Genomic DNA, 13,776 nt, shown 5'->3' on the forward strand with positions numbered 1-13,776 from the left:
TTTCGAGCCCTTTTGATCATCGGGGTCACGAATCGTCTCATGGCGAAATCCCTTGGCATCCACAGTGACGCTCGCAGCCGAAGGTGAATTGATCGACAACCTGGCGGCGGTAATCTTTCTCCCGTGCGCGGTACGGACATGCGATGCAGTTGAAGCATCTCACCATCGCGGAGCTGATCGCGGGGGCCGGCGGCGACCCGTGGGCGATCAACCGAACCCTGCAGGCCGGTAACCCGGCCCAGATCGCGCGTCTGGCGGAAGCCTTCCATGGGGCGGGCCGCCACACGGCCGAGGCCGACCACGCATTCGCGCAGGCGCAGCAACGCTTCAACGCCGCCTGGAACCATCAGGACGGCGGCAGCCCGATCAACGACCCCGCTGAAGTGCAGCGCACCGTCAAATCGCTTGGCGCGCAATCCGAACAGTTGCCCAAAATCGGCGCAGACCTGGAGAACATCGCCGCTTCGTTGGCCGACGCGCAACAGGCGGCAGCCCGCGAGATCGCTCAATTGGAAGGGCAATTGGAGCAGCTCGACCATCTGATCGATCTGGCGGAGCAGGATCTGCGGGACCACCCTGACGCGCAGACCCAGCGGGAACTGCACGCCATCATCGATGCCATCAAAACGTCCGCCGTCAACGACACCAAAGACGCTCTCAACCAGCTGAACTCGACACGCAACGACTATTCGGCCACGCTGCAGAACTCGCTGGGAAATCTGCGTGCTGACGGGTATGACCCCAAGCCGCTTGCGCCGGTGGACGCCCAGGACAAACCCGAACAGATTCACATCCCGCCACCGAACACCAAACCCGAAGACGTCAAGCGGTGGTGGAATTCCCTCAGTCAGGAACAGCGCGATCAGTTGCTCGCACAGCATCCGCCGGAGTTGGGCAACCTCAACGGCATTGAGACCGTGAGCCGGGACACGGTCAACCAGGCGGTGATGAACGACGACATCGCCCGCGTGCAAAGCGCCGCTGACCGAGCCCATGTCGGTGTTGACCAGGTGACCCAGCACCCGGAGCTGTACGGCCTGACGCCGTCGGCCATCACCCGTTACAACAACGCGCTCAAGACACGCGACGGCCTCAACACGAACGGGACGAACCCCGATGGCAGCAAGAACCCGGTGTTCCTGCAGACCTACGATCCCGAAGCGTTCGACGGTCGGGGCAGGGAAGCCATCGCCATCGGCAACCCCGACAAGGCCGACAACACCACCGTGCTCGTACCGGGAACGGGCAGCAGCGTGCGCGACGGCTATCTGAGTCACACGGACGGACGAAACATCTACAACGAAGCTCAACGGGCCGATCCGAATAAATCGAATTCGGTTCTGGTGTGGATGGGGTATCACGCCCCAGACAGCGCATTAGATCCCCAGATCGGGCAGACGACGCTAGCCAGAAACGGAGGAGGCCTACTGGCCGGCGATGTCAACGCGCTCGGCGTAACTCACCAACCGGGCAACTCACACGTGACCGTGGTCGGTCATTCCTACGGCTCCACTACGGTGGCCGACGCCGCGGCGGGATCCGGTATGCACGCCAATGACGTTGTCCTGGTGGGCTGTCCAGGAACCGACCTTGCCCACAATGCCGGCGACTTCCACCTTCCCGAAGGCGGACACGTCTATGTCGGCGCCGCATCCACCGACCCGATCACCCACCTCGGCTGCATCCAGGGACACCTGCCCGGAACCGGCGTCACGGTCGGGCTCGGTAGCGACCCGGCCGTCGAAGGCTGGGGTTCGACACGGTTCAAGGCCGAAGCGCCGGGGCTGACCTTCCCGCTGAAGGACCACAGCTCCTACTTCACGCCCGGGAACGAATCGTTGTTCAGCATCGCCGACATCGCATCCGGTCATGGTGACGCACTCGAACACGACAACATGACCGCACAGCACCGCGGCAGTTACTGGCTCCCCGATGAATTCGACCCGGAGGCGCTTCGACGCCCGACAGGAGGCCACTACCATTGAGAACAGCCATGAACACCTTAAGGGGAATCAGCAGCGCCACCTGGCGGTGGTTGCTTGCCCTCGCCGCGGCGGGGGTGTTGACCCTCGCGCTTCAATCCTGCAGCAGCGTAAGGAATCTGAGCGAAGGGGTGCCCAACCCGATGACTCCCGAACAATCCAGGGCCCAAGTGGTCAATGCGGCGCGAGAGATCGCCACCACGCTGGGACTCAAAGGCGTGTCGGCGCATTTCAGCCGCGACTCCTGTAACGACCAGGCTGTGGCGCCCTTCCGGGGAATCGTCGGCATCGCCTACGACCACGCGCCCACCCTGGAAGCATCCCGAGCCGAGATCGAGCAGATGGTTGCGACCCTGAAACAACACGGCTGGGGCGGGCCGGGAGACTTCCGCACGCACGGCTCCGCGGTCAGCAAACAAGGGGTTACGGCGGTCTTCGATCCTTACTCGCCGGTGCAGAATTCCGGCGGGTCGATCACCATCTACGGCGAATGCAAAGACATGACGACCAAAGCGAACACGCTGCCCGAACCGATACCCCAGGATCAGTTGGCGTAACGCCCGCCGCGCGGGCTTACCCCGACCGCCGTCAGCGCGGCCTCGTCACGCTCCGGCGCTGCGGTGGGCGCCTCGCCCGCGACGCCGCCGTTTTCGATGGCCTGGCTGCGGCCGAGCGCGACGGTGGCCGCCCCCATGGCCACCACCGCGAGGACGAGGACGAGCGCGCTAGCGCCGCCCACCACCAAGTGCTCGCCGAGCACCACCACGCCGAGCAGGACGGCGACCACCGGTTCGCCCACCAGCATGATCGGCACCGACGCCTGCAGCGCGCCGGCGTGAAACGCGGAGTTCTGCACTACCGTGACCGTCACCGCGAGCCCGACCAGCACGTACGGGGCCGGGACGGTCAAGAGCGCATGCCAGCCGCCCATCGCGAAGCGGTGGGTGCAGACCTTGGTCACCACGGCGATCATGCCGAGCAGGACCGCCACGGCGACACCCAGCAGTGACGCTCGCATCCGGCCCGCGGCGCGGTGCGCGGCGACGACGCAGGCGATCACCGCGGGGACCGTGATCGCCAGCGCCAGCGTCCACGCCGGTATCGGGGGGCGGCTGTGCCCTTCCCGGGGCTCGCCCACCAGCAGGAAAACCGCCAGCGCCGCCGTCAGCAGCATCGCCCACCCCCACTGGGGCCCGCTGATGCGCTGGTGGCACAGCGCCGCGCTCAGCGGCAGCGCGAACAGCAGCGACGACACCAATAACGGCTGGACCAACAGCAGCGAGCCGTGGGCCAGCGCCACGGCCTGAAACGCGTAGCCGGCAACCGCGGCAAACGTCCCGGCCCACCACAGCGGCTGGCGAACCAGCGTCGTCGCCATCGCGGCGGACATGGCCTCATCACCGGGAACCCGGTGGGTCGCGCGTTGCCGAACGACGATTCCCACCGCAGCCCAGAACGCCGAAAGCAAAGCCGAGAAGATCGCGACCGCGTGCTCGGTTACCCACCCCATGCCCGGTGGGGTACCCCTGACCTCGGGGGTTAACTCGCCCTTTGCGTGACGGGCCCTCCCGCCTACCCTGAGTGGCCGGCGCGAAAATCGTCCCGGCCGGCCGATCGAAAGGAAACATGCTGCGTACCAAGGTGATCACCGTGGTGGCCGTCGCGGCGGCCATCGCATCAGCCGCATTGACACTGCTGCCCTGGGTCGACGTCAGCCGGCTGGGATTGCCCATTCGGTGGAATGGCCTGGGCGTCTACGTCGGCGAGGACAGGCAGGAATACGGCCATCTGCTCGCCGGCATGGTGGACAGCGTGCCGGGATGGGTCGTGTTGATCGCCTCCCTGGCGGCCGGCGCCGCGGTCCTGGGCGCGGCCCGAGTGCGCGTGCTCGGGCTCGTCGCATGTGGATGCGCGGTCGTCGCGTTCGTCACCGCCGTCGTGTGCCTGGTCTATCCGGCGGTACTGGCCGGCGACGCCAAGAACGAGATGGGCATTTCCCTGGTGCCGGACCGGCAAGTGCTGAACTCCGGCTCGTTGATCGCCGAAGCCGCGGCCACCGGCGTGCTGGTGATCTGCACCGCGCTCGTCGCCTTCGGAGCGAAAAGGGTTGTCCGCGAGCAGGGCTGAAGGTGCAGCCGTGCTTCATTCGACGGCGCGCCGCGCCGGGGCGGCTCACCGCCCAGTGCGGAAGGGGCGGGAGTTGATCAGCCTTCCTTGGGCCACCAGCGATCCGTGCTGCTTGAGGCGTTGAGTGCGGATGTTGACCTCGTAACTGAGAATTTCCGCGATCTGTCCGAGTTGCTCACTGAGGTACCGGTACAGATCATCGATGTCCCGGCAGATCGCAATCGCCACAAGGTTTTTGGTCCCACTAATGGCGCCGGCGAAGGCGATGTGGTGGTGCGCAGCGATGCGCTCGCCCACGGATTGGATGTCGCGGGGCGCTACTGTCAGCCACAGCATCGCGCTGAGCTGGTGGCCGAGTCGTTCCGGTAACACGTCGACGTCGAAGAGCAGGGCGCCGCCGGCTTCCAGCGCCCCGAGTCGCCGGCCCACTCTGGCCACCGACCAGCCGGCGCGTGCGGCGAGTTTCGGTTGCGACGTCCGGCCGTCCTCGGCGAGCGCCTCGAAGATCGGGCGGTCCGCGGCAGTGGGCGAGCACCGCTGAGCGCCGGGCATCCGACCGGTTCGCTCCGCCAGGATCGCTGCGGCCTGCCGGTCGGTGAGGGTGCGGCCGTAACCGGTCCACGGTGCACTGTGAGGCTGCCCGAACGAATGCAGCAGCAGGTCGATGGTGATGTCGGTGACCGAGGCTGTTCGCGGGAGTAGCTTCAGGAGATCCTCCCGGGTGTCACCCACCGGCGCACGGATGACGCAAACCAGGTCGGTCCATCCCGCCAGCACGTTGGCATGAGACACGTCTGGCCGGCGCACCAAGGCGTCGGCCAGCTGCTGGATGCGTTCGGGTGCGGCGCGCATCCGGCACACCCAACTCCCTTCCCCATCGGTCCACCGGTTCTCCAGCCCGACAACGCGCACCACGCCGTCGCGGCGCAGCCGATGGTAGCGACGCGCGACCGTTTGCTCAGTGGCTTCGACGACGGTGGCGATCCGGCGAAACGACACCCGAGGAGCCAGCTGCAGGGCATGCAGAATCTGCGCGTCTAAGTCGTCAAGCACAACGAAAAGTATGCGTCGATCGCGGTCTGGGTGAGGACTTCTGCACAATTTCGCCGCAACGATCGCAAGTTCACCGCCGTCGCTGCGAGCCTGAAGTCCATGAAGCCGACAGGAAACACCATTTTGGTCACCGGTGGCGGCACCGGAATCGGTCGCTGCCTGGCCGAAACCCTGCACCGAGCCGGCAACCAGGTCGTGATCGCCGGACGCCGTCGCGGCGTGCTGCAGGCCGTCGCCGATGCCAACCCGGGCATCGAATACCGCCACTTGGACCTGGCGGAGCCGGACAGCATCAACCGGTTGGCCGCTGAGCTGACCGGCAGCCACCCCGGTCTGAACATCCTGATCAACAACGCGGGGGTGATGCGCTCCGAGGACCTGCTAACCACCTCGGCGGACATCGCCGAGCAGACGGTCGCGGTCAACCTGCTGGGCCCGATACGGCTCACGGCGGCACTGCTACCCACGCTGCTCTCCCAGCAGCACGCCGCAATCGCCAACATCACCTCCGCTTTAGCGTTCGTCCCCAGAGCGGACGCGCCGAGCTACTCGGCGACTAAAGCGGGCTTGCACGCCTACACCCAGTCGTTGCGCCACCAATTGCGTCACACCCGGGTCCAGGTCATTGAGATCATCCCGCCGCGGGTCCAGACCGACATGCTTGCCGAACGGGGCGATGGCGCGGCCACGATGTCGGTGAATGCCTTTGTCGCCGAGGCATTTTCGCTGTTGCACGGCCGGCCTGACGCCGCAGAGATCGTGGTCGATGCCGCCAAACACGTGCGATTCGCCGCCCGCGACGGCAACTACGACGACGTCTTTGCGGCAATCAACTCATAAGGAGCGATATCGCCATGCACATTGGAATCGGACTGCCCAGCCATATCGCGCACGTGCCCGGGCCGTTGACCGCCGAGTGGGCGCGTCGAGCCGAACGGCGGGGTTTCGCGGCACTAGCCGCCATAGACCGGCTGGTCTACGAAAGCCTCGACTCGCTGGTCGCGATGTCTGTAGCCGCGGGCGCGACCACAAACATCGGCCTGACGACCAACGTGCTGCTGGCTCCGCTGTACCCCGCGGTGCTGCTGGCCAAGCAAGTCGCCACCCTTGCCGCCGCATCCGGTGGGCGGCTCACCCTCGGCCTGGGCATCGGCAGCCGACCCGATGACTACACCGCTGTCGGCGTGGACTATCGCCGGCGCGGGCGCATCCTCGACGAGACCGTGGCCGTGGTGCGCGCAACGTGTGACGCCCACACCGTGACGGGCGATAAGCCGCTGACCCCTGCGCCCGTGCGGATTCCGATCCTGTTCGGCGGGCGAGCGGACGCGACGATCAGCCGCGCGGCCGCGATCGGTGACGGCTGGACCGCAGGAGCGTTGCGTGACTACGCCAACCAGTCTGCGCTGGCCGATCGGGTGCGGGTGGCATGGGCGGAGGCGGGCCGGGCGGGACGCCCGTGGCTTGCGGCCAGCGTCAACTTCGCTTTCGGCGATGCCGACACCATCGCTATGGGTCGCTCCCATCTGCAGCGCTACTACGGCTTCAAGCCTGACTTCGCCGCCCTCAACGTCGCCGACATGCTCAGCTCGGCGGACGAGGCGATCGAGACCGTGCGCGCCTACCGCGACCTAGGTTTCGACGGAGTCATCTTCCATCCGTGTGTCGCCGAGATCGACCAGGTCGACCGCCTAGCCGATGCGGTCTTCTGATGACGTTCACCGAGAGCCGTTGCGGCCACGTTGTCGGTACGGCCGGGCGACACTGACATCTCACCGCGCAGCATCGACATGATCGCGGCCCACGACACCCTGTCACGACTGGGCACATCGGACAGCCGACGCGGTGATCTGTGGTGCAGATGACTTCCTCGTCTGCCGATTCATCGAGCGGTGCAAGACCTGACCGGAGCCAGTTCAAGCGCCTGCGGAAGACGCTGCAGCGCGAATTCGGTCCGCGACCTTCGCCGCCCCGAAGCAGCGGAATTTGGTCACCCGGTCACCGGTGTGTATGGCGACGATTTTGGTGAGAACACCCGGCAGCAGTTCCACGGCTTCGACCGAACCGAGGTCGACGACGATGTCCAGTTGTCCCGACTGGATCGAGCGGTTGAGGGCGTTGGCGTGGAACTGAACATCGGTCTCGGTAACAGTGAGCCGGCCGCCGACCCACAGACCACCGTGGCGGCGGCGGTAACGGTCCAGGACCCGTCTATTGATCGACGTCGTCGGTACCGTGACGTCGACATCGGCGATCAGCGCGTTGGCCACGCGGGAAATGATCACCGTCACCGATTGCCCGCCCATCTAATCGACTGAACCCTCGATGCTTGATTATCCGCAAGCTGTTGCGTCACAAACTGTCTGCCTGCGCCGACTGCCCGACGTCACCAAGCAGAGTCAGGGATCTGTCCGCCTACGCGGGGTGCAGGCTCACGGGAATGCCGGAGTAGCGCACCATGCCGGTCACCACGTCGATATCGTCCTTGTTGGTCAGGCGGTTGACGTTGGCGACGTGGTGGCCGTGCGGGATCGACACCGCTCCGCGCCGGATGGAGTCGTCGATCTTCGCGATGCCGGTCAGTTCTCCGCTCGTGCTGCGGACGGTCACTCTCTGGCCGGTTATGACCCCGGCCGCTGCGCCGTCGTCGGGATGGATGAGGATCTCGGGCGCCTCACCGAGAAAGTCCAGCTGCCCGTTGAGCTTTCGGCGCTGCCGGCGCGGCACCATCACCAGGGGTGCGGGCGGTTCCAGCGCGGCGAGCTGGTCGACCAGCAGCGGCGGCGCCAGCCGCCAGCCCCCCATCCGCGCGACATGTTCGTCGACCCAGGCCGCCGGTAACTCGCGCGGAGCCTCGGCCCAACCCGCCGCCGCTACCTCGTCGAAACCCGTTCGGGCGCCTGCCAATAGGACGGCCAGCACGTCGTCGTCGGTGCTGGTGTCGGGGTTCCCGAGATTGCCGAGGTCATAGCCGAGCCGCCGGCCGAGCTCGGCGAACACCCACCACATCGAGCGCCGCTCGCCGACCGGGGCCACGACGGCCGGGCTGTACTGAACCGACACATGCGAACTCAGGATGTCGTGGATGGTGATGTCGGGCCGCTCCAGCGGATCCTTGGTGGGCAGGACGTGGGTGGCCAGTTCGGTGGTCTCGTTGTTGATGATCTCGGTGGTGGCGAACACCTCGAGGTTTTGCAGGGCCGGAATCAGCTTGCCCGTCTCGGGGAACGAGGTGACCAGGCTGCCGCCGACGTTGATCAGCGCGCGGATGTTGCCGGCGGCGATTTCGTCGGGCAACACCGCGCACGGCCACTCGTTGATGAAGGCCTGCGCCTCGGGGCGGCTGCGCGGACCGGGACCGAAGACACCCTCGATCGGCGTGACGGGCAGGAACTCGCCGAAAGTCTCCAGCTGGTAAGCGAATCCGGGATGAAACCACGTCCCGCCGGGCCGGTTCATCGCGCCGGTGAGGATCATCAGCACCCACGCGAGCCACTGCGTGACGTTGGCGCGTTCGGCCGTCATGGTGACACCGGTGCCGGTTTCCACCGCGACGCACTCGGCGGCGCGCACCGCCTCGCACAGCCGGAGCAGGTCGGCTTCCGCGACATCGGCCAGCGCTGCGGTGTGCTCGAGGGTGAACGGCGCCACCGCGGCGGACAGCGCGTCGATGCCCTGCACCGGTACATCGGATTTCATTCCGTCGCACAGGATTTCGCGTACCAGATAGGCCAGCACCGCGTGGTCGGTGCTGGGCCGCGGCGCCAGATGGGCGGTGGCCAGCCGGGCGGTCTCGGTGCGGCGCGGGTCGATCACCCACACCTGACCGCGCCGGGCGATTTCGCGCACCGTGCCGGTCGGGTTGGGCATCGAGATCGCATGGCCATGCGACACAACGGGATTGACGCCAACCAGCAAAAGGAAGTCGGCGTTGTCCAGGTCGGTGCGGCCGGACAGCCCCATGAACCCGCCGACTAGATCCGAGACCAGCGGCTTGGCGGTGCCGTCGATGGTCAGCGGGCTGAACTTGGCCGGCGTGCCGATCGCGGCGTGCAGGGCCTCGGCCATCCGGAAGCCGGCGCTTTCCATGGTGGAGAAGTAGAACGCGACCGACGCCGGTCCATGCCGGTCGATGATCTCCTTCAGCCGGGTGCCCAGGTCGTCCAGGCAGGCGTCCCAGGTGGCGTCCTGCAACCGCCCGTCCACCCGCATCCGCGGACGCTCGAGCCGATCGGGGTGGTGGTGCAGCTGCGGCAGCGCGCGGCCCTTCGGGCAGGTGTAGCCGTGCGAGAAGGGATGGTCCTGATCGCCGCGGACGCGGACCACCTCGTCGCCGTCGACGTCGACGAGGATGCCGCAGACCGAGGTGCAGACGCGGCAGAAGCTACGCACCGTTTGCATACCTGGGTAACGTACTCTCGCTTTTCGAGAAGGCCTATCGCATTTTCGAGAATGGTTGTGCGTTTTCGGTCAATGGCGCTCTCCGGGATAACGCCCGCGGTTAGGCGACCCTTAGTTATCATCGCCGGGTGACCGAGACAACCACGCAGCCGGTGGCGGACGGATTCGACGACCGCCCGCCGGTCTCACTGCGAACCCGTGGCCGGTGGCTACGGTGGGGACTGCTCTCGGTGTGGGGGCCCGGCCTGGTGGTGATGCTCGCCGACACCGACGCGGGCTCGCTCATCACCGCCTCGCAATCCGGGGCCCAGTGGGGCTACCGGATGGTGCTGCCGCAGCTGATCCTGATGCCGGTCCTCTACGTCGTGCAGGAGATGACCGTGCGGCTCGGCATCGTCACCGGGCGCGGCCACGGCTCGCTGATCCGGGAGCGGTTCGGCCGCGGCTGGGCCTGGCTGTCGGCCTTCACGCTGTTCGCCTCCGCGATCGGGGCGCTGCTGACCGAATTCGCCGGCGTCGCCGGGGTCGGCGAACTGTTCGGCGTCTCGCGCTGGGTGAGCATTCCGGTCGCCACCGCCGCCCTGCTGGGGCTGGCGCTGACCGGCAGCTACCGGCGCGTCGAACGCATCGGCCTCGTCGTCGGCGCGGCCGAGCTGGCGTTCCTGGTGGCCATGGTGATGGCCCGGCCCGATCCGAGGGCGCTGGTGGACGGTCTGTCGTCGATGCCGCTGGGCAACTCGTCGTACCTGCTGTTGGTCGCGGCCAACGTCGGCGCGGTCATCATGCCGTGGATGATCTTCTACCAGCAGGGCGCGGTTGTCGATAAACGCTTGTCGGAGAGCACGATTCGACAGGCTCGCTACGACACCGCGTTCGGCGCGGTGCTGACCCAGCTGATCATGATCGCGGTGGTGATCACGATGGCTTCCACTATTGGGACCATTGGGAAACACGGCGGCGGGGCGCAGCTGGAAACCGTCGGCCAGATCGCCCAATCGCTGACGCCCTACCTCGGCCACGTCGGCGGGACGGTGCTGTTCGGCCTGGGCATGCTGGGCGCGGCGCTGGTGGCCGCCATCGTGGCCTCGCTGGCCGGCGCCTGGGGGCTCGCGGAGGTGTTCGGCTGGAAGCACACGCTCAACGAGCGGCCCAACCGTGCGACCGCCAAGTTCTACGTCACCTACGCGCTCGCCCACATCGTGGGCGCGGTGCTGGTGTTGGCCAGTGTCGACCTGGTCAACCTGGCGGTCGACGTCGAGGTCATGAACGCGCTGTTGCTGCCGATCGTGCTGGGCCTGCTGCTGGCGCTGGAGGCCAGGGCGTTGCCCGAGCGGTGGCGCATGCGGGGGCTGCACAAATACGTCACCCGCGCACTGTGTTTCGTGACCATCGGCTTCGGTCTGTACATGGTGCCGCAGGCCCTCGGCCTGTTCTAGTGCGCGACCGAACGTCAGAACCAGGGCCCGGGGTAGTGGCCGTCCTGGTCTTGCACCATGACGATTTCCTTGCACTCGCCGTTGGCGCCCGGCGCCGTCTCACCGCGACACACCAGCGTCCATCCGGAGATCCGCTCGAACGGGCGTAGCGCCCAGTTGGGTGCGACGGGATCGGTTGCGGGCAAGGCGATCACGGAATTCGTCCCGCCGGTGCCGGTGATGTAGAGGTGGTCTTCGAAGAACGCCAGCTTGGAGACCGACAGCTTCTTGGCGTCGTCGCGGCTCTTTTGGAAGTCCCATTGTTGGGTGCGCAGATTCCAGACGCCGAAGCCGAATTGCGAAGTGTCCGAACCGTGGCCGTCGACGAACAGCTTCCCGTCGGACAGCGCCGCGCTCAGCCCACCGCCGGAAATCCGGTCCGAATCACCGATCTTGATGATGGACTTGGCGTTGAGGTCGTAGAACATCGTCGACAGCGCCGGGGGGTTATACGAATCCCAGTGCGTGAGCTTCACCAGTTTGTTCGGCCCGTCGGTCAATTCGGCGTCGACGGACTGCACGTCGTTGTCCTGAAAGATCGCCTCCCCGCTGGGCCGGCGCAACTCGGCGCCGGATGTCTTGCCGGGTTCGGTGTTGCGCTGGAACGCGAGCACGTCCTGCCAGACCCGGCCGGGCTGCGGATCGGTCCAGATCGTCGACAGGTCACCGCCGGACAGCACGACGGTGCGCGGCGGCGACGCGGCGCCGTGGCCGTCGGTGAAGGCGTTCAGCCACGCCACGCCGGAGGCGGTCGATCCCAGTCCCCAGTCCTTGGGTGCGGTCGGCTTCAGGTCGAGCGACGGCGGCTGCAGCTCCTTGGTGGCGACCTGCTGGCCCGATTTGGAGTCGTAGACGTACGCGGTGGTTTTGGTGGCTGCGGGCGCGGGTGGCTGCGCCGGCCCGGTGGTGGCGACGAGATAGACGACCTTCATGTCGTCGGCCGTGCCGGTCAGCGCGCACATGCCGCCGATGAGGCTCTCCCCGGCCGGCACGGTGGGGATGGCGGGCGCGACGTATTGCCCGGTCTTCGGGTCGAAGATTTTCGGCCGGATGTCCTCGAGCGCCGATTTGCCGGCCGAGAATTTCTCCGGGCAGCCGAAATAGGCCGTGCCGCCGTAACTTTTCCAGTCCTTTTCCAGCGGCCCGGTGATCGGTGCGGGCGGGGCCGCCGCGCGGGTGCTGGTCTTGGAGACGGATGTGGAGGTGGTGGCGGTGAGCGGGGGCGGCGCCGCGGTTTCCGAACAGGAGGCCAACGCCAGGCAGGCCGCCGACGCGACCGCGGCGCGCCGGTAGCGCGACCGGCGCCGCCACCGGGCACGCGCCCAGGCTGCACGCATCGAAAACCCCCATTACGTTCGTGTAACCAAGCAGCGTAAAGCCGCCCCGATGCGGCCGCGACTCGGGCGTATGGCGCGCTTTGTCACAACCTGCGCCCGGCGGAAGGGGCCGATGGTTACCGGTCGAACTCGATGGGCAGGCTCTTGGGACCGCTCAGGCTCACCATCGGCTTCCACGGTGCCGGTCCGGCGATGCGCGGGTGGCGCAGCCCGTTCGCCAGGACGTTCAGCGCTTCGGCGATCTCGCGCCTGGCCAGGTTCGCGCCCAGGCAGTAGTGCACCCCGCCGCCGAACGTCAGGATGGGCGGCGGCGCCGCGCGGGTGATGTCGACCCGGTCGGGGTCGTCGTACACCACCGGATCACGGTTGGCGGCAAAGGTATTCACCAGTACGGCGGTGCCGGCGGGAAACGAGTAGCCGTCGAGCTCGGCGTCCTCGACCACCAGCCGCAGCGTGCCGCAGGCGATCGGCGAGTGCCGCATGGTCTCCTCGACGGCACGCATCGCCAGCTCGGGACGCTGCTGCAGCAGCTCCCACTGGTCAGGATGTTCACACAGGACCTGCACCGAGGCAGCCACCTGGTTGCGGGTGGTGTCCGTCCCCGCCAGCAGCAGTCCGCCCGCCAACATGCGCAGCTCGGCGGCGTCGAGGCGGTCGCCCTCGTCCTCGGCGCGGATCAGGTCGGAGAGCAGGTCATCGGTCAAGCTGTGCCGCCGCCGGGCGACCATCTCGTCGACGTAGTCGTCGAGCTGGCGCCACGCGCGCATCACGACCGGCTCGACCGCGCGCAGGTCGACGGTGAAGCTGAAGGCCTTGAACACGTCGTCGGCCCACAACGAAAACTGTTCCCAGTCCTCGCGGGGCGCGCCGAGCAGCGCGCAGATGATCGGAACGGGGTACGGGCGGGCGATATCGGTGACGACGTCGCAGCGGCCCGCGGCCGCCACCCGGGCGACCAGCTCGTTGAGCACCCCGACCATGGTGTCGTGCAGGCGCGCGACCGTGCGCGGGGTGAAGGCCTTGGAGCACAGGCTGCGCAGCCGATGGTGCGCGTCACCCTCGAGGCACAGCAGGCTGTTGGCCACCTTGTCCCACAGCGGCCCCGAGTCGATGCCCTGGGCGAGCAGGTTGATGCCGGGCGGGATCTGGAATCGGGGATCGCGAAGCACGGAACGGACCAGGTGATAGGAGAGCACCTCGGGCCCGTGCGGTCCCAGCGCGACGGGGGCCCGCCGCTGCGCCTCGCGCAGTCGCGGGTAGACCTGGGCGGGCGTTTCCTCGGGGTCGTAGGACAGCGTCGGCAGGTCGGCCTCGAAAACGCTTGGGGGAGCGGCACCGACGGTCATGACGGTCTCCTTGGTTCCGCACAACGTGCGGACGACTTTCGAATAATGTATGGCC

At 67.2% G+C, this 13,776-nt stretch carries 12 protein-coding genes; 6 read left to right on the forward strand and 6 right to left on the reverse strand.

Going from position 1 to position 13,776, the window contains the following annotated elements:
• The first annotated feature begins 383 nt into the window (after positions 1–383).
• Together A5622_RS07315 and A5622_RS07320 are read left to right on the forward strand one after the other, a co-directional pair.
• Positions 384–1,985, forward strand: a complete 1,602-nt coding sequence (locus tag A5622_RS07315; protein ID WP_232002897.1) for an alpha/beta hydrolase — start codon at positions 384–386, stop codon at positions 1,983–1,985.
• Between the two features lie 8 nt (positions 1,986–1,993).
• Positions 1,994–2,539 carry a hypothetical protein gene (locus A5622_RS07320; RefSeq protein WP_231997768.1) on the forward strand — a complete coding sequence of 182 codons (546 nt, stop codon included), beginning with the start codon at positions 1,994–1,996 and terminating at the stop codon, positions 2,537–2,539.
• Here the strand turns inward: A5622_RS07320 and A5622_RS07325 are convergent.
• On the reverse strand, positions 2,527–3,492 hold the full coding sequence (locus A5622_RS07325; protein WP_066877596.1) for a DMT family transporter: 966 nt from the start codon (positions 3,490–3,492) through the stop codon (positions 2,527–2,529). The genes A5622_RS07320 and A5622_RS07325 overlap by 13 nt on opposite strands.
• Before the next feature lie 116 nt (positions 3,493–3,608).
• On the opposite strand from A5622_RS07325, the gene A5622_RS07330 reads away from it, so the two are divergent.
• Entirely contained in the window at positions 3,609–4,109 is a 501-nt protein-coding gene (locus A5622_RS07330; RefSeq protein WP_231997767.1) for a hypothetical protein, read from the forward strand.
• 45 nt (positions 4,110–4,154) lie between these two features.
• Here A5622_RS07330 and A5622_RS07335 read toward each other — a convergent pair whose 3' ends face one another.
• Positions 4,155–5,162, reverse strand: a complete 1,008-nt coding sequence (locus tag A5622_RS07335) for an Lrp/AsnC family transcriptional regulator (RefSeq protein ID WP_066877598.1) — start codon at positions 5,160–5,162, stop codon at positions 4,155–4,157.
• Between the two features lie 99 nt (positions 5,163–5,261).
• Here A5622_RS07335 and A5622_RS07340 point away from each other — a divergent pair, with 99 nt between their 5' ends.
• The gene (locus A5622_RS07340) at positions 5,262–6,002 is read left to right on the forward strand and encodes an SDR family oxidoreductase (protein WP_066877600.1); all 741 of its coding nucleotides are present in this window, start codon (positions 5,262–5,264) and stop codon (positions 6,000–6,002) included.
• 14 nt (positions 6,003–6,016) lie between these two features.
• Positions 6,017–6,874 carry an LLM class flavin-dependent oxidoreductase gene (locus A5622_RS07345; RefSeq protein WP_066877602.1) on the forward strand — a complete coding sequence of 286 codons (858 nt, stop codon included), beginning with the start codon at positions 6,017–6,019 and terminating at the stop codon, positions 6,872–6,874.
• 204 nt (positions 6,875–7,078) lie between these two features.
• On the opposite strand, the gene A5622_RS07350 is transcribed toward A5622_RS07345, so the two are convergent.
• Together A5622_RS07350 and A5622_RS07355 are read right to left on the reverse strand one after the other, a co-directional pair.
• Positions 7,079–7,468, reverse strand: coding sequence for a hypothetical protein (locus A5622_RS07350; RefSeq protein ID WP_066877604.1), 390 nt, complete (start codon positions 7,466–7,468; stop codon positions 7,079–7,081).
• Positions 7,469–7,577: 109 nt separating this feature from the next.
• Positions 7,578–9,563: a molybdopterin-dependent oxidoreductase gene (locus A5622_RS07355; RefSeq protein ID WP_066877606.1), complete on the reverse strand. Its 1,986-nt coding sequence runs from the start codon at positions 9,561–9,563 to the stop codon at positions 7,578–7,580.
• Positions 9,564–9,691: 128 nt separating this feature from the next.
• Between A5622_RS07355 and A5622_RS07360 the strand changes: the two genes are divergently transcribed.
• Positions 9,692–10,999, forward strand: coding sequence for an NRAMP family divalent metal transporter (locus A5622_RS07360; RefSeq protein ID WP_066877608.1), 1,308 nt, complete (start codon positions 9,692–9,694; stop codon positions 10,997–10,999).
• Positions 11,000–11,013: 14 nt separating this feature from the next.
• Here A5622_RS07360 and A5622_RS07365 read toward each other — a convergent pair whose 3' ends face one another.
• Together A5622_RS07365 and A5622_RS07370 are read right to left on the reverse strand one after the other, a co-directional pair.
• Positions 11,014–12,375: a hypothetical protein gene (locus A5622_RS07365; protein ID WP_066866384.1), complete on the reverse strand. Its 1,362-nt coding sequence runs from the start codon at positions 12,373–12,375 to the stop codon at positions 11,014–11,016.
• Positions 12,376–12,491: 116 nt separating this feature from the next.
• A complete protein-coding gene (locus tag A5622_RS07370) occupies positions 12,492–13,721 on the reverse strand; it encodes a cytochrome P450 (RefSeq protein WP_066866440.1) in 1,230 nt (409 codons plus the stop codon).
• Positions 13,722–13,776 lie beyond the last annotated feature (55 nt).

This window comes from Mycobacterium sp. 1245801.1, from assembly GCF_001673055.1.
Taxonomy (GTDB): domain Bacteria; phylum Actinomycetota; class Actinomycetes; order Mycobacteriales; family Mycobacteriaceae; genus Mycobacterium; species Mycobacterium europaeum_A.